We start from the raw sequence: 16361 nt of genomic DNA, 5'->3' as shown, positions 1-16361 counted from the left end.
GGAACTCCTTACTTCAGTTTTTCGGCCAGGCTGAGGATGTAGGACTTCAATTCCTGATTCAGCTCCGGACTTTGCAGGGCCAGCTCGATATTGGCCTGCAGGTAACCCAGCTTGTCGCCGGCATCAAAACGTTGAGCGGTGAATGTCATGGCGTTCAGACCGTGCTGGGCACAAAGCACCTTCATGCTGTCAGTCAGTTGGATTTCACCATTCAGGGTTGGTTTTGCATTTTGCAGAATATCCATGATCGCATTGTCAAAAACATAACGACCCGGAAGAGCCCAGCGGCTGTTGGTTTCACTGGCTTTGGGTTTTTCCACCAAAGAAGTCACTTTGAAGAAGCCCGTGGATTTTTCCTCGATTTCGGCAATGCCGTACTTGGAGACGTCTTTGTCTTCGACCTTCATCACCGAAATGGTGGAAGTCCCGGTTTCCTCAAAAGAGCTGACCAGCTGGGAAGTCACGTTCGGTTCCCCGTGGAAGCCCATGGTGATTTCATCCCCCAGAAGAACCGCAAACGGCTCTTTACCCACAATCGGAAGCCCGCACAGCACAGCGTGGCCCAAGCCCATGGCTTGTTTTTGGCGGATGCTGATGATGTTCGCGGAATCACGGATGCGGGTCACACGCTCCAGCAGTTTTTCTTTGCCGTCTTTGGCCAGTTTGTCTTCTAACTCGTAAGAAGTGTCAAAGAAGTCCTCGATGGCATGTTTGCCACGTCCGGCGATCAGGATGATGTCCTCGATCCCGGCTTTCACGGCTTCTTCCACCACATACAGAATGATTGGAGCGTCCACGATGGTCAGCATTTCTTTCGGGACAGTCTTGGTGGCAGGCAGGAAACGGGTTCCGAGGCCGGCAGCGGGGATAATGGCTTTTTTAACTCTTGGCATAGCCTATAAAATCTCAAACGTTTCATTCTAAGACAAGCCTTAACGAGGCCTGTCTCAATATGAAAAAGACTGCTGTTTTTCGCCAATATGCCGAAAAGAGATATGTTAGTCTAGGTACAGGGGAGTATTCCATGAAAGTGCGTTTTAAAAAGGCGACCTGGCGTGCAGTGGGCGGCATCTTTGCCTCCTTCGTGCTGATTGTGTCGTTCCAGAACTGCGGAAAGGCCGGATTTGATTCTGACCTGGACAGCACTCTGGATGCCGGCCTGACAGATGCTGAACTTTCGGCGAAATACGGTTCCACAACCGGAGCCAAGGTGTCCGCCATTCCATTTGCCTTCGATGCAGGGTTTGACACGATCACCTACAACTCTTGCGCGGACACTCATCTGCGCAACAATCCCGCTTTCTTCTCTATCAAGGCCGGTGCCTACAGTACCGGTGGTATCAAACTGACGAATGAATTCTTTGATTATGCCGACACGAACTTCAATCCCGTCTATCCAGCAACCGAGCTGACTGAAAATCAGTACAAGGAATATCTTGCTGACTCTCCGGCCAACAACGGTGCCGTGGCGACGATGGCCATTCGTGTGAAGAACAGTCTGACGGATGTTTACACGGCCACGAACAAACTGACTTTGTGGACGGACGTGATCCCTCTGGTGGCGCCTTTGACGGACTCCCTGGTGATGGATTCTTTCGCTCAGAAAAACACGACGGCGAACTATTTCCCGTTTTCGCCTGAGTCCCGTGTGATGGAAGCTCAGATGAACTTCAATTCCAGTGAATCACTGGCAAATGAATACCGCAGCACTTTCATGACGGCGGCTATTTTGAGTCTGACCTTCATGCCAAACAATGGCGAGCTGTATGAGGTTCGTTCTCCGGCAGCCACAACGCCTGTGAAGACGGCGTATGGTAAAGGGTATTCCTTGGTGTTTACGCCAGCTCCAGTGAGTGGCGCGGCGGTGAACAATCCGAATAATATTCTTTCCAGTATTTCCGAGTATGACCTCCAGTCAGCAAATGGCTCTGTGAAGAGCTGGAACTGTGGTCGTCGTTATGCGGTGATCAGAACCCAGGATGCCTCTTCGCTTTGTCCGGCACAGTCTTACAGCGACATCTCGGGCAACGCCACTTACCGTTCTGAATTGGCAGTGATGCGCCGTCATCTGCGTGCGGATCAGTGGGACGTGAATGTGGCCTTGAAGTGTGTGGTTCCGAAGGGCGGGGTTTCCTGTTACAAGGAAGAATCCATTAACGGTGCTCCGGTGACCGAATATGACCTGACGAAAGAATGCTTCCGCGAAAACGGAAGCTATTCAACCACGGTTCCCAACAGCCGTTGTATGCATTGGGTGACCGTTTGCACGCGTGACTAGTTTGCAGCTACGCGCGCTTCCAGCATCGCTTCCATGTGTGATGGATAAGATTTGATGTACTTGATAGGGTCGACCATTCGGCCCTTTTTCTTTACCGCGAAATGCAGATGCGGTCGGGTGCAGTAACCTGTGCAACCCACTTCACCGATTCTTTCCCCGGCAGAAACTCTCAAGCCCTGGCGGATTCTTTTATCAATGCGATGAAGGTGATTGTAAGCAGTCTCCATCCCATTGGAGTGCAGCAGGATGATGTAATTTCCAGCCGCGTGATTGCGCCCATAGCGAACCACCGTGCCCTTGCGGGGAGCATAAACCGGCTCACCCACCGGAAGCTCAAAGTCGATCCCCAGGTGCGGTTGCAGGCGTTTGGTGATCGGGTGAACGCGGTTGGGTTTAAAACGGCTGGCGATTTTCAGATAGTCCACGGGCGCATAGAACGGTTTGTTTTCAAGCAGGTCGCCGGCGGCAAAGAACACACCTCCGCCTTTGTTGTTACGGACAAACTTCTTCTGAACTGGTCTGCCGCTGATATCCAGTGAAGTCTGCAGAACCTCTCCGTATTTTACGAACTGACCTTGTTCGAACTTTCTTTCCACCACCAGCCAGAAATCAGCGCCACGGCTGACCGCGCGGGGAGCGATATCAAAGGCATAGGCATCCATAAAACGAGTCGCCACCCAGTTGCTGTTGATTTTAGCCAGAATGCTACCCAGCAGGGATCCATACACTTTGCCTTCCACGCGGGTGTGGCTGATTTTGTATTGCGGATCATAAGCAAACGCCTGCACCTTGCCGGCTTTTTTGATGATGCGGAAGGCGTCCGAGGTTTGTGAGTCAAACATGCGAAGCTCAGTTTCACCCTTCAATTGGCGAACCAGATAGCGTGTGTCGAGAGTGAGGAAGAGGTTGCGAAGCTTGCTGTTTGAGCCTACAACTGTTTCACGTTCACTCTGAGAAAAGCCATGCTGGCGCAGAATTGAAATCAGATTGTCGCCAAGGCGAACTGGTTTTGCGGTAAATGTGCTGGCTCCGGCCTGGGCCGATTGATAGGATGTGAATGCCAGAAGAAATGCACTCACTAGTGTTACGAGGTGAAGATTCATGATGCCCCATCCTTTGAGCTTGTTAAAAAAACTTTCTGTCTTTTTCTGCTTTTATCTTAGCGTGAACGCGGCTCATGCCCAAGTTTATAATTCCTCTGCTTCCGCAGCCACGGGCCGAACTGGACGTGCGACGGTGGAGCCTGGCGATGTGTCCTTCATGAATCCGGGTACTATGGTGCACTTAAAAGGCCGTCATTTCTTTTCTTCATTCGCAGAAAATCAGTTCGCCGTCAGTTTGAGCGATAACACAAAGGACAGTGCGATGCCGGCGGCTTTTGCGTTTGTGAAAAAGACGTCGGAGCTTTCTTTGGGGAAGCTTGAAGAAAGTGATATGACTTTGACGCTGGCAGAGTTCGCGACAGAAAAGTGGGCGATGGGTATCACCGGTCACTATCGTGAGCAAAAGCTGCCGACCACCTCGTATCGGCAGACCAATGCGGATATCGGATTTATCTACACACCTCGTCCGCACATCGGGTTGGCACTGGTCGGTTACAATCTGTTCGGAGAGAACACAGACGCCCCGGAAGACCTTCGTCGCAAAACCTCGGCTGGGGCGGGATTCAATTTTATCCACAACCGAATGGTTCGAGTTCGTGTGGATGCCACCACCGAATCCGAAGTCATGGGGGGGCTGGAAACCTATGTGAATAAATTTTTGGTCAGCCGCCTGGGGTACTATAACGACACCAACGACAATAGGGAGCTTCTGACGGCTGGATTGGGCTTTAATGGCCCTAGATTCGCTTTGAACTATGCCTATGAAGGAAATCCCAAGGAGTCTGGGGACTACAGGCATTCAGTTGACTTGGGGATTCCGTTTTGATAACTAACTCATTCCGTTAAAAACCTAGGGGATAAAATGGCTTCAAAAACAAAAAAGACTGAATATATTCGCGAAAGAAAAAAAGCGACTAGCGGCAAAAAGCGTAAAGCTGCAAACCGCACTAAGGGCACTACAAAGTCTGCAAAGACTCTTTTCAAAGACTAATTGTCTTTTGAATTAAAGCACTTAGCTCAAAGCCCCTGGAGACGTCCAAGGGCTTTTTTTATGCCTAAAACGCTCCGAAAAGGGGCTGAAACGAAAAAAGGGCCCCGTGTGGAGCCCTTTTGTTTTTTGGTCTGTTCTTATCTTCGGCCCACGCTGCGTCGCAACATCCCGCCATCTTCCACGGCCCCGCCTTTAAGGTCCCAGCGGAATGGCAGCTCCACCCAGCCTTCCTGACCTGGATAGAAGCGCCATTTTTTCAGCGCGGCCAGGGTTTTCGCATCCAGATTACGGAAGCCAGTCGACTTCATCATTTTAAACTGTTGAGGGTAACCCTCTTTAGTGATGTAGGCGTAAAAGGCGACAGCCCCTTGATCACCGCGACGACGTTCTTCGCGAGAATACTGCGGGCGCGGGTTGCCTGGCATTTGACGAAGCTGATCCAGGCTGCGAACGCCGGTGGGAGTTCCAGCCAATTGTGTGCCCTGACCTGGAGAACCACTGTTTCCGGCGCCGGCACCTTTACCCATGCCTCGGCCATTGCCTTCGCCACCAAGGCCGGCTTTTTTGCTGCGAGCTTCACGCTCGGCCGCTTCACGAGCGGCCGCCGCCATCGCGGCAGCACGTTCATTGGCCAGTGCAGAAGCAATCGCCTTGGAGTTTCTTTGGCGCAGGTCTGCTTGCTGGGCTGCCAGCTGGTCAGCTTCAGCTTTGTTTTCTTCATCCAAAGCAGCCAGGGTTTCGTCTTGTTCAGAAGCCAATGCGGCCGCCAGAGCCTCCATCGACTTCTTTTCGTTTTCCAAAGCCGCACCTTGGGCGCGGTCCACGTTTTCAAAGTCTTCGTTGAAGTCCTCGTTCATGCTCGAAGCGACGGCGTGTTTTGCCAGTTGGCCTTCATCCAGTTCCGGAGCTTCAATATCATCAATCGTCATAGGAACAGCTTTGAAAGCTGTTTTCGGGGCCACGCTGCGACCGCCCTTGGCGGCTGCCACGGAAGGTTTTGCAGCAGACTTGGTGGCTTTCACAGGCAAAGCTTTCGGAGCTTTGTCTACATTTTTGGCTTTGGCTTCCGCTTTGGGTTTGGCGACAACCACATCACCCGGGCTGCCAGCGTCTTCCAGTTTTTCCACGACAGGAGTATCCGCCGCCACCGGTGTGCCTCCTTGAGTTGGTGGCACTTTCGCTCCGCGCGGAGTGATCAGGCGCTGGGGCACGTCTTCGATCTCGATCGTGATGGTTTCGGTCTTAACCTGTTCCACCAAGGGCACGGTGATCATTGCTACAATCAGGATTGCCGCCGCGTGAATAGTCGCAGAGATCGTCAGGAATCGAGAGGTTTTGCTTTGTTCGGGTTCACGGTGCGCCAGTAGGAAGGCATCAAAATCCAGGGCCGTGTTATCGGCACCAGACTTCTTTGCTGGGGCAAAGTCAGCGTTCGGCAGCTGATAGTCAAAAAGACTCATCTGATTTTCAGACTTTGACTTGTCGTTATCGAGGTTAAAACCCATAGGCACTCCTGTAGCTATCCAAGAGTGCACTATCAATTCCCGGGCCACCCCTGCTAGGGCTGGGTTGCAGCTCGGGGGTGGTGGGCCTGTACTTATTTCAGGGCTGTCCGGGCCTTTGTCAGCTTTTAGGAGGTTGTGGTAAAGGACCTGCAAACGACTTCCGGGAAAGGGATTTTATGAAAAGCGCTTTGATTATTGCTGCGATGGTGTTTGCTTCAAGTTCTGCAATGGCGGCTGAGATTCAATGCCATTGGGACGGAGAAAAACACGCTTGCCCCACTGCTTATGATCTATTTGTTTCAGACTCAGTGTGCTTCATTGGAGATGCTGATAAGGCCGCGCAGTTGTTTGGAAAAGAAGTTGCTGAAGACTCCAGTCTGCGTTATTTGGAAATTCAAGTTACTAATGCCAATCGCATTCTGGTTTTTGTCAGCGATGAGGGCGTTGAACGACTGATCCGTGTGAATCGCTGCGAATAGATGTTAATAGGCCGGAATGGTCAGGCTGCAGGCCCTTAAATAGTCAAAGTACAAATCAACTGCGGCAATCTCTTTCGGGGTGGCACGGATATCGTAGATGGAGAGCGGTGTCTGAAGATGAGTAGGACTAGTGTGTTTACGACACCAACCGCAAGCTTACGCCATTGCGGCCGTTCTGCTTGACGGAATACAGAGCTTCATCGGCCTGCTGAATCAGGCTGTCGATGTGGCCTTGTTTGTCGGTGGCGGTGTAGCAGGATACGCCCGCACTGACGGTCACAGTTAAGTTCGGAGCTAAATCGGTGAAGTCATAAAGCGAGATCTCGCGGCGGAGGCGTTCAGCCACTTCCTTTGCTGGCAGTGGTTCAGTGAAGGGCAGGATCAGCAGGAATTCTTCTCCGCCAATTCGACCAATCATATCGCCTTTGCGCAAGGCCATTTTGCCAATCTCCGCAACACGTTTGATCACCTCATCACCCACAGCATGTCCAAAGGTGTCGTTGATGCGTTTAAAGTGATCAATATCAAAGATAACCACGGACATCGACTTGCCCTGACGCTGGCAGGTGCTAATGCTTTGCTGGGCGTATTCCAGCACATGACGACGATTCGGGATGCGGGTCAGCTCGTCCGTCATCGCCAGTTCGCGCATGCGACGGGCGGTGCGCACCTGACGGATTGTGAAGATCGCCGTCACACTGAGCAGCAGCACCACCAGACTAAGAGACATCAGTTGCAGACGTTGGATGCGATGAGCATCCTTCAGCTGTCTTTCCTGGGACTGGTTTTGGGCCTTCAAAATCCTGTTGGCCTCTTCTTTTTTGCTCAGATCAAACTTGAAATTCAACTGGCGCAATTGTTCATCGGCGCGAATCAGGTGCATCTGGTCTGAATACTTCTTAAAACCTTCTAAGGCCGTATAGGCCTGCTTCCACTGACCCGAGCCTTGATAGATGCGGCTTTCTTCCGAGAAAATATCCGCCGCCAACTGCACTGAGTTTGGATTGCTGTTCAGGCCATGGGCTTTTTTTAAATTCAACAAAGCCTGCTTGTTGTCGCCCAGCTTAGCGTAGGTTCGACCCAGCTCAAAATACAACTGCCCCAGAGATTTAGGCAGGTTCATGCCTTCCAAAGTGGTCACGGCAGTCTTCAGATGCTCCAGCGCCTTCAGCGGCTGGTTCATGCTGTTGTAAAGGCCTCCCAGAGCGCGCTCGACAACGGCGATGGACTTGGTGTTGCCAAGTTCGCGGTGAATCTTCAGGGATTCTGCGAAATGCTCGCGTGATTTTTCAAACTGGTTCAGGTCTTCATAGCGGCGGCCCATGTTGTAAAGAACGACGGCGACGTTGCGGGTTTTCTTCAGGTCGCGGTTTTTCTGCAGAACTTCGCCAAAGTATTCCAGAGCGCGCTCGTGTTCCCCCATGCGCCCGTAAAGCACGGCGATCGAGTTCAAAGTGATACGCTCTTCGTTTGAGTCCTGCAGCTTTTTGAAGATCTCTTTGGCCTGCAACAGATGCTTCAGGCTTTCCGAAAACTGATTCTGATAAGACAGCAGCTGACCCATGTTCAGGTGTGCCTTGCCTTGTTGGGCGGGCAGGTGCAGCTGGCGGCTTTTTTCCAGCAGATAGGTCAGGCCTTCCATCGCCTTGGTCGCCTGGCCCGAGGCCTCCAGCGCCGAAAAATGACAAAGCTCCAGATTCATCAGCACATCAGGTGGCAAAGAAGCGTGACCCAGATAAGGGCTGGTGGATTTTAATGCTTCTTTGGGATCGTCATTGTCGACCAGGATCTCGCATTTCAGCAGATCCTTTTCGGCCAGCAGCAGGGGTTCGTTTTTCGCAGCCGAGTTTTCAATCAGTGAAAGCAAATGCAGGGCTTTGCGAGGATCAGTCCCCGCAAGGGATTTGGCTTCGTCGATCAAAGATGTCGTCGAAGTTGCAAAAACGGAGGAACTGAAGAGCAGTCCCAGAATGATACAGCCAGCTGCCAGTACGTGCATACTTCCAGATTCATCGGACAAAGCCGGGCTGGACTAAAGTGTTTGCCACCTTCGGGCATAAAAAAAGCCCGTCAAGCATCAGCCTGACGGGCTTTGGAAGATTAAAACTTCGGAACGGAAATTCAGAAGACTAGTGGTTTTCTTCTTTCAAAGAACCCGCTGGAACTTCTTTTACTTTCACGGACTTGTTCAGGAAAGCGATCACTTTCTCTTCAGTCAGCATGTAAGTCAGGCGGGAAGCCTGCTCTGGACGACCGTAGAATTCCTTGATGCGGGATTCTTCGATGCCAGTTTGTTGAGCGTACTCAGCAAATTTCGCATCCAGGTCTTCTTTTTTGCAGAACAAGTCATGTTTTTTGGCAATAGCATCAACCAGGAAAGAAGACTGAATCATTTCAGCAGCCGTCTTTTCGAAGTCGCCATCCCATTTTTCAACGTAAGACGCGAAGTCATCTGGACCCATGCCTTGTTCAGACATGCGTTTTTTGAAGTCTTCAACCAAAGACGCTTTTTGTTCTTTCATCAAAGATGGAGGAACTTCAACCGGGTTTTCTTTAACCAAAGTTTTCAAAAGACGGTTTTTGAAAGCGTCTTCGATGCGTTTGGTTTCAGTTTGCTCAAGGTCTTCCTGGATGGATTTTTTCAAAGTCTCAAGATCAGAAGGACCGCCCAGAGTCGCCAGGAATTCGTTTGTCAATTCAGGCAAAACTTTGGCTTTGATCTGGTTCAGAGTCACTTTGAACTCTACTGGTTTACCAGCAAGCTCTGCAGAGTGGTATGGATCCGGGAATTTCAAAGAAAGAGTTTTAGTCTCGCCTTTTTTCATTCCTACGATACCGTCTTCGAAACCTTCGATGAATTGTTTCGCGCCCAGTTCAAGGTGGTGATCTGTGCCGGAACCGTTTTCAAGAGGCGCGCCGCCCATGAAGCCTTCAAAGTTGATAACAGCGATATCGCCCATTTTTACAGCGCGGTCTTCAGCAACAACTTCGAAAGTTGCGCGGGAAGCGCGGATGTTTTCAAGAACCTGGTCGATCTTCTTAGGGTCGAATTCAGCTTTTTCTTTTTCAACTTCCAGGCCTTCGTATTTTTTCAGAGTGATCTCTGGACGAACATCGAATGCTGCAGAGAAAGAGAAGTCTTTGTTCTCTGTTGGATCAGCGAATTCGAATTCTGGATAGCTGATCGGCTCAAGTTTGTGCTCGTTCAGTGCTTCAGCGTAGTGCTTCTGGATCAGATCCTGAACCACGTCTTGTTTTACACGGTCACCGTAAAGGCTTTTTACTGTCGCCAAAGGAGCTTTCCCTTTACGGAAGCCTTTGATGGTCACTTCTTTTTGGATGCCATTGAAGATTTTTTGGAAAGCCGTTTGAACAGCCGCTGCAGGAACTTCGATGTTCAATTTTCTGGAAAGGTTAGAGACCTTTTCTACATTCGATTTCATGTCTATTTCTCCTAGATTACGCCAACGCGTTATAAACTGGTGGATACTAAAAGACGGGCCGACTTTAGGCAACCGTAATGCTATGCGTAATGCCTATAAATCAGAGGTCAGCCACACTCTTAGAACCTATGAAGCAAGAGATTCACTTTGTGACCGGAAAAGGGGGCGTGGGAAAGTCGGTTTTAGCCGCGGCCCTAGCGCTTAAAAAGAGCCAAGAGGGTAAAAACACCCTCCTTGTAGAGCTTGGAGATCAGAGTTTCTTTAAGGATTTCTTTGGTTTACCCCAAGTTGGGTTCCAACCAGTTACAATCAGGCCTCTGCTTTCTGTTGCTCTTTGGACCGGCGAGGCCTGTTTGCAGGAATACGCCCGCCATTTCATCAAAGTGGAGAGCCTGGCGAAGCTCTTCTTTGAAAATGCAGTGATGAAAGCCTTTATCAACGTGGCCCCGGCACTGCCGGAACTTGCGATCCTGGGAAAGGTCACCAGTGGTCCCCGCAAGCACGGCCCACCTCTGCCGTTTGATTGCATCGTGGTGGATGCCTTCGCCACGGGTCACTTCATTGCTTTGCTTGAAGCCCCAAAGGGCATGGCCGAGGCTGTGCAGTTCGGGCCAATGGGTGAACAAAGCCGCAGCATCGACGCCCACATTCGTAATCCTGAAATCTGTAAATACCATGTGGTCACTTTGCCGGAAGAACTTCCGCTGAAAGAAGCCTCTGAGCTGGTCGCGCGACTGAAAAATGAATTCGGTGTCACCGCCGAGCTTATCATGAACAAGATGATTGAGGCCCCGGTGTCGGAAAAAACTTTGCAGGAAGTGCAGGCTGAAAATTCGGATCTGTCGAAATTTGCCGAGTATCTGGACGGCCACATCCGGCGACAGAATCAGATGTGGGCGCAGGCCCAGGAGCTGAGCCCGCAGGTCATCCGCGTGCCTTTGTATTTCGAATCCAGTGCCTGGGCTCTGGTGGAAAAAACGACGGAGGTGTTGAAATGAGCCTGTTTAAGGACACCAAAGTTCTGGTCTGTGTCGGAAGTGGCGGCGTGGGTAAAACCACGATTGCGGCTTCGTTGGCCGTGCTGGCGGCCAAGGAAGGCAAACGCGTGTTGGTGCTGACCATCGATCCGGCGAAACGCCTGGCACAAACTCTGGGAATTGAAGGCACCAAGGACATCACAAAAGTGCCAGGACAGAATTTCAAGGGTGAACTTTATGCTTCTGTGATTGATCACAAAAAAACCTTTGATGATTTTGTGGCCCGTGCGGCGAAGAAAACGGAGTCAGCCCAGAAGATCTTCAACAACAGTCTGTACAAGCAGCTTTCCACAAACCTCAGTGGCTCGCAGGAATTCACGGCGCTGGAAAAACTCTATTCCTGTTACGAATCCGGCCAGTTTGATCTGATCGTTCTGGACACTCCGCCGACGAAGCATGCGATTGATTTCCTGAATGCCCCGCAAAAGCTTTCCGCCCTTTTCAATGAGGGCGTGGCGAAGTGGTTCCGTGATCCTGAGGGAAAAAAAGGCGGCTTCTTCGGTCACTTGTTGCAGACCGGAACCCGTCAGGTGTTAAAAATTCTGGAATCCCTGACCGGCTCGAATTTTATTCGGGAACTGGGTGATTTCTTTGTCAACATCGAGCAGTGGCAGGGGAAGCTGCAGGCCCGCACCATTGATGTGCATCGTATGCTGGTGTCACCGACGACACAATTTTGTCTGGTGACGGCTTTTGATCAGGCCAAACTGAAAGAGGCTGAATACTTCTCCCGTGAGATTAAAAAAGGCGGTTATCATCTGGGCACGGTGGTTTTAAACCGTGTCTTCCCGTACTGGCTGGACCTCCGTTCGGCTCAGGACCTTGGAAAAGGCCATGAAGACCTTGTGAAGTTGTATTCTCAGATGAGGTCCTACTACAATCAGAGGGATCAACTGTATCAGCAGTTTGAGTCGGGCATGAAGAGTCAGGCCCGGGTCTTCCGCATCCCCGATCTGGTGAAAGATATTTCCGATTTGGGAGGACTTGAAGAACTCAGCGCCCTGATTGTCGAAGGAGAAAAGAAAGCATGAGACTGATTCTGTCGGCCGCCCTGGTTTTGCTTTCAGGTTGTTCATTGCTGGGGCAAAGAAGTCAGCCAGATGAAAATCAAGCGGTGCGCGCCACCGAGATTTCTCAGATCTCCAATGCAGAAAAAGTTTTAAACAGTGGAAGCTTCGAGCAGTCTTTGATTCTTTATAAAGAATTCCAGGGTCTGCACCCGCAGTCCACTTTCGTGCAGGCAGCCCGTCTGGGGGAGGCACAGTCTTTGGCCGGCCTTGAGCGCTGGCAAGAGGCCTTGGAGCTTTACCGTGATGTCGCTGTCAAGACCCGCAACTATCAACCCCAGATTGCCGCCCAGGCCCTGTATCGCATGTCATTTGCCTACGAGGCGCAAGGTGATGACCTGCGCACAGTTTCATCTTTATTGGATGCAAAAAAGCTGGGTCAGTATTTGCCCCTTGAAACCGCAGCAGCCGAGATTCCCGCACGCTTGGCCATCGTCTATGGCCGTCAGGATCGCGAAGACGAAGCTGTCGCTTATTTGAATGAAGCAGAACGCGGAATTGAAAAGGTTCAAGCTGAAAAAGGGCCGGAACTTCCCAAAGAGTGGCTGGCAAAAACCTATGTGCAAATGGGTGGAGTTTCGACCAATCAACTGGGCGTGCAGAACTTTCAGGCCTTCGTGCGCGGGCAGAAGCTGGTGCAGATTTACCTTTTCAGAGCCGTGCGGCTGAATGACGCCAACTGGTCCACGCGTGCAAAAACCCGCTTGCAGGAAACTTATCGGGATCTGTTCACCGTGGTGGATTCCCAGCGTGAACAGCGCCGTTTGCAGTCTGCTTTGGGTGCCGAACTTTTGGGTTTGATGGATCAGGCCGAATTATACAAACCCCTTGGCGGGCAGAAAATGAATTCTCACGAAACAGAATTCTTCGCCTTCCTGGCTGACGTGAGAAAGAAAACCGAGAATATTGTATATACGAACGACGAAGTCATGGGGCTGACCGAGGAATCCCAGCGACTGAACAGCCTGCGCAGGTCCGGTCGAGTCAAAGCCGACTCGCTCTTGCCTGATGAAGAGAAAGCCACTATACCTCTTCCTCCCAAAGTGGTTCCCTCGGAAGATCCTAATCTGTAATTTCTGTTGTTTTTGGCCTTAAGGAGATACTATGGCGAAACTGATTCTGCACAAACAAACTCTCGCCAACATGAACGAGATCTGCGCTTGGTTTGCCTCCAAGACCGCAAACATGTCTTATCCGATTTATTCCAGCTATGACATTCGTGATTCGGGTTATAAGATTTCCAACGTCGATGCCAACATTTTTCCGGCAGGCTTTAACAATATCTGCCCGACGGACAAGGAATCCGCGCCGGCCTTGGTGGACAAGTACATCACCAAGCATTATGGCGCCAACATCAAGAACATCATGCTGGTGACCGAAGAGCACACCAACAACGCCTTCTATTGGGAGAACGTTCACACCATCCGCAAGCTGATCGAAGCCACGGGCCGCGTGGTGAAAGTGGCGATCCCCCGTGAATTGCCAGAGCCTTTGAATCTGACCAGCTCTGCGGGCAATGAAGTGGTTGTGCATTCTGCTTTGAAAGGGGGGGAGCTTCTGAAAAGCTTCACTCCGGATCTGATCATCAGCAACAATGACTTTTCGGAAGCCTATGAAGAATGGGCCCCGACCATGATTGATTTCCCAATGAACCCGCCCCGAGAGCTTGGCTGGTATCAGCGCAAGAAAAGCACATACTTCAAGTACTACAACCAACTGGCCAGCGAATTTGCGGAAGTGGCCCAGATTGACCCTTTCCTGCTTAGAGTTGAAACCGAGCTGTTTGAGCACTTCGATATCGGGGATGAAAACAGCCGAAATGCTTTGGCTGAAAAAGTCGACCAGATGCTGGCGCGCCTGAGAGAAGAGTATAAAAAACGCGGTATCAGCCAGGAGCCGTTCGTGTTTGTGAAAAACAACGCCGGCACTTATGGTTTGGCAGTGATCCGTGTGGGATCCGGTGAGGAAGTGAAAGCCTGGTCCTACAAATCCCGCAAGAAAATGAAAGCGGCCAAAGGGGGCCGTGATGTGGAAGAAGTCATCATCCAGGAAGGCATTCCTTCCATCGTGGAAGCCGACGGTGCCAGCGCCGAGCCGGTGATTTATATGGTGGGCTGCGAGCTTGTCGGGGGCTTCCTGCGCACGCATGCCGAGAAAAGCTCCACTGAAAGTTTGAACAGTCCGGGAGCGGTTTATAAGCGTTTGTGTGTGTCGGATCTGGCGATCAATACGCCGGGCTGCCCACAGGAAAACGTTTACGGCTGGACTGCCAAATTGGGTCTGTTGGCGATTGCCATGGAGGCTCAGGAGATGGGTGCGGTCTTTAAGGGCTATACGCCGGTGGGTTGCGGTAAGCAGTAATTAAATATTCTAAAAACAAAAAAGGCCCCTCTGAAAAGAGCGGGCCTTTTTCTTTTGTCTTAGCGGCAAACCGGAATCTGCTCCGGCTTTCCTGTATCCGAGAGAGCCACGGTGCCTTCGCCGTTTGCCAGGTTTTGGACAAACTGAACCTTGTCTTCAGTCTCATTCAGGCAAGGGGTTCCACCCAAGCCGACTTCGATCAGATTCATTTTTGAGTCAAATGTGAAGGTGGTGTTGTACACGCCCGTTTTGAAAAGATCCGGCACAAGTTCGTACGTCATGCCTTTGTAGGCCAGCTGAGCTTTCTTGTTCAGCGTTCCATCCACACGGATCAAATTCTGCTCGCGACCAAAGAACCACATGTTGCCAAAGATCGCAAAACCATTGCTATCCGGTACGATCAGCATTGGCAGGTTGCAGGCGCCGTCGCGGGCAAAGTCAGGGTTCACGCGCAGTGTGCGGATGTTGCCGTCATCAAGAGTCACACGACCCATTTCAGCCACCGTGCTGCCGATGCAGGCGTACTCCATGCCGCCGTAACCGAAGTACTGGTTGGCTGCCAGAGAGGCCGAAAGAATGCGGCCCATGCCATCCATGAACACTTCAGAGTCCACCCAGAAACCTTCCGGCGTGGTGTAACCCAAAGAGATCTTCAGGCCATTTTCCTCGTAAGTGGTCAGGTGCAGTTCCTGCAGCAGTTTCAAATAGTCTGTTTTCAGCAGGCTCAGCACTTGATGTGAATGAATAATGCCGTTGAAGATGCGCACACGTTCAGAGAACAGCTCATTGGCAGTGCTGTTGATGACTTCGCGATAGATGGCTTCATGAAGAATCAAGGCCGCCTGGTTGTCGGCATCCAGCTGGTTCCACAGGTTGGCATTCACCACATAGCGGGCTTTATTCAGAATGGACGGGTTTCTTTGGAAGACAACCTGCTCAAGGGTGCATTCCGCCGGCACAGTCACAAGTCCCAGATCCGGAGTCTTGCGAATACCCAGATCCGTCACAAACTGCGCAGAAGCCATGAAGTCCAAGGCGCTGTCTTTGTACTGACGGGCGCGGGCAGGATCCACAGAATTCAGACGAGAGGCAAGATCCACGGCTTTATCCACAGCAGTGTCAGCCTTTGAGAACTTCACGACGCCCAGTTCACGCGTGGAGACTTCGTAAAGATCCAGAACGATCGGTGCTTGGCCAGCGCAGAACAGGGCAAAGCCGGCGTTACCGCGGTCATACCAGTTGTTGGCGTGAGCGGACACCGCAATCAGAGAAAGCAGGGAGGTGATGACAAGTTGGCAGAATCTCATTTTTGCACCTTCGTTACCGGGAACAATTGCACGTTCAGATTGTAAACGTCCGTTTTAGGTCCCTGGGTCATCAGGGTGGCCATTTTGCGACGGAAGTTTCTGATCAGACGTTTTGCTTCGGGGATTTTCTTGCGGTTCATTGGGAATGTGATGGAAGTCACATCACGCAGATCCAGAGGAACGCGATCCATGTTGTCCAGAACCTGTACCAGAGACTGCTTGTGAGAGCGGCGCAGGGATTCAGACGGAATGTTGTGGCTGGTCTCCAGTTGTTTGTGTGTGACGATGAATTTTCCGTCCTCGATCTGCAAAAGACCAAGGCGGCACAGGCGCTCGATGGCTGCCTGGGCGACTTCCACCGGGATGTTCAGGCGGTCGGCAATCCAGTTGGCGTTGGGCTGGAATGTTTTGACCGGCACCAGAGCCAGAATCGCAAAGTGGTACCAGTCGCAGATGACGCCGAATTCGTCTTCTTTGAGCTGTACTTCTGGCAGCAGAGTTTTGACTTTGCGTTTGTCGAATTCGATCAGGTTCTTCAGATGAATGAAGTCGTTCTCGCCCATGCCCAGGCCTTTGATAACCTGTTTTCCCACGGACATGGTCATGATCCGGCGGCCATTGATGTAGTCGCTGAGGCGGCTGGACGGAATACCCAGGATTTTCGCAAATTGGGCATTGGTCAATTGAGGCGCTGAAGAGCGTCGTCTTTGATACTCGTTTAATAGAAATTCGGACGTCTTATTCATAAGGATTGGGTTTATTGCATGCTTTCTCAGAGACTAAAAGGGGA

At 51.2% G+C, this 16361-nt stretch carries 15 protein-coding genes; 8 read left to right on the top strand and 7 right to left on the bottom strand.

The window, feature by feature from the left end; translation table 11 throughout:
* Nucleotides 1-8 precede the first annotated feature (8 nt).
* The gene (gene galU / locus BD_RS17255; protein WP_011166078.1) at nucleotides 9-893 is read right to left on the bottom strand and encodes a UTP--glucose-1-phosphate uridylyltransferase GalU; all 885 of its coding nucleotides are present in this window, start codon (nucleotides 891-893) and stop codon (nucleotides 9-11) included.
* 131 nt (nucleotides 894-1024) lie between these two features.
* Between galU and BD_RS17250 the strand changes: the two genes are divergently transcribed.
* Nucleotides 1025-2278: a hypothetical protein gene (locus BD_RS17250; protein WP_041583662.1), complete on the top strand. Its 1254-nt coding sequence runs from the start codon at nucleotides 1025-1027 to the stop codon at nucleotides 2276-2278.
* Here the strand turns inward: BD_RS17250 and BD_RS17245 are convergent.
* A complete protein-coding gene (locus BD_RS17245; RefSeq protein WP_157866057.1) occupies nucleotides 2275-3357 on the bottom strand; it encodes a M23 family metallopeptidase in 1083 nt (360 codons plus the stop codon). The genes BD_RS17250 and BD_RS17245 overlap by 4 nt on opposite strands.
* Nucleotides 3358-3442: 85 nt before the next feature.
* Here BD_RS17245 and BD_RS17240 point away from each other — a divergent pair, with 85 nt between their 5' ends.
* Together BD_RS17240 and BD_RS18450 are read left to right on the top strand one after the other, a co-directional pair.
* Nucleotides 3443-4207: a PorV/PorQ family protein gene (locus BD_RS17240; RefSeq protein ID WP_231839221.1), complete on the top strand. Its 765-nt coding sequence runs from the start codon at nucleotides 3443-3445 to the stop codon at nucleotides 4205-4207.
* A 36-nt stretch (nucleotides 4208-4243) separates the two neighbouring features.
* Nucleotides 4244-4372: a hypothetical protein gene (locus tag BD_RS18450; RefSeq protein WP_011166074.1), complete on the top strand. Its 129-nt coding sequence runs from the start codon at nucleotides 4244-4246 to the stop codon at nucleotides 4370-4372.
* Between the two features lie 137 nt (nucleotides 4373-4509).
* On the opposite strand, the gene BD_RS17235 is transcribed toward BD_RS18450, so the two are convergent.
* The gene (locus BD_RS17235; RefSeq protein ID WP_050792937.1) at nucleotides 4510-5877 is read right to left on the bottom strand and encodes an energy transducer TonB; all 1368 of its coding nucleotides are present in this window, start codon (nucleotides 5875-5877) and stop codon (nucleotides 4510-4512) included.
* Nucleotides 5878-6053: 176 nt separating this feature from the next.
* On the opposite strand from BD_RS17235, the gene BD_RS17230 reads away from it, so the two are divergent.
* Nucleotides 6054-6356 carry a hypothetical protein gene (locus tag BD_RS17230; protein WP_041583661.1) on the top strand — a complete coding sequence of 101 codons (303 nt, stop codon included), beginning with the start codon at nucleotides 6054-6056 and terminating at the stop codon, nucleotides 6354-6356.
* 136 nt (nucleotides 6357-6492) lie between these two features.
* Here BD_RS17230 and BD_RS17225 read toward each other — a convergent pair whose 3' ends face one another.
* Both BD_RS17225 and tig read right to left on the bottom strand, forming a co-directional pair.
* Entirely contained in the window at nucleotides 6493-8355 is a 1863-nt protein-coding gene (locus BD_RS17225; RefSeq protein WP_041583660.1) for a tetratricopeptide repeat-containing diguanylate cyclase, read from the bottom strand.
* 130 nt (nucleotides 8356-8485) lie between these two features.
* Nucleotides 8486-9799 carry a trigger factor gene (tig, locus tag BD_RS17220; protein WP_011166069.1) on the bottom strand — a complete coding sequence of 438 codons (1314 nt, stop codon included), beginning with the start codon at nucleotides 9797-9799 and terminating at the stop codon, nucleotides 8486-8488.
* Nucleotides 9800-9876: 77 nt separating this feature from the next.
* Here tig and BD_RS17215 point away from each other — a divergent pair, with 77 nt between their 5' ends.
* The 4 genes from BD_RS17215 to gshA are packed head-to-tail and all read left to right on the top strand — an operon-like array spanning nucleotide 9877 to nucleotide 14264.
* Entirely contained in the window at nucleotides 9877-10797 is a 921-nt protein-coding gene (locus BD_RS17215; protein WP_011166068.1) for an ArsA family ATPase, read from the top strand.
* Nucleotides 10794-11867, top strand: a complete 1074-nt coding sequence (locus BD_RS17210; RefSeq protein ID WP_011166067.1) for an ArsA family ATPase — start codon at nucleotides 10794-10796, stop codon at nucleotides 11865-11867. The genes BD_RS17215 and BD_RS17210 overlap by 4 nt, the downstream gene beginning before the upstream one ends.
* Nucleotides 11864-12976, top strand: coding sequence for a tetratricopeptide repeat protein (locus BD_RS17205; RefSeq protein WP_011166066.1), 1113 nt, complete (start codon nucleotides 11864-11866; stop codon nucleotides 12974-12976). Before BD_RS17210 ends, BD_RS17205 begins: the two co-directional genes overlap by 4 nt.
* Before the next feature lie 31 nt (nucleotides 12977-13007).
* Entirely contained in the window at nucleotides 13008-14264 is a 1257-nt protein-coding gene (gene gshA / locus BD_RS17200; protein WP_011166065.1) for a glutamate--cysteine ligase, read from the top strand.
* 59 nt (nucleotides 14265-14323) lie between these two features.
* Here the strand turns inward: gshA and BD_RS17195 are convergent, their stop codons facing one another.
* Together BD_RS17195 and BD_RS17190 are read right to left on the bottom strand one after the other, a co-directional pair.
* The gene (locus BD_RS17195; protein ID WP_011166064.1) at nucleotides 14324-15571 is read right to left on the bottom strand and encodes a hypothetical protein; all 1248 of its coding nucleotides are present in this window, start codon (nucleotides 15569-15571) and stop codon (nucleotides 14324-14326) included.
* The gene (locus BD_RS17190; protein WP_011166063.1) at nucleotides 15568-16317 is read right to left on the bottom strand and encodes a TIGR02147 family protein; all 750 of its coding nucleotides are present in this window, start codon (nucleotides 16315-16317) and stop codon (nucleotides 15568-15570) included. The genes BD_RS17195 and BD_RS17190 overlap by 4 nt, the downstream gene beginning before the upstream one ends.
* Between the last annotated feature and the right edge of the window lie 44 nt (nucleotides 16318-16361).

Source organism: Bdellovibrio bacteriovorus HD100, from assembly GCF_000196175.1.
Lineage (GTDB): Bacteria > Bdellovibrionota > Bdellovibrionia > Bdellovibrionales > Bdellovibrionaceae > Bdellovibrio > Bdellovibrio bacteriovorus.
Note: the sequence above shows the minus strand (reverse complement) of the source record. Positions and strands in the feature narration are given on the sequence as shown.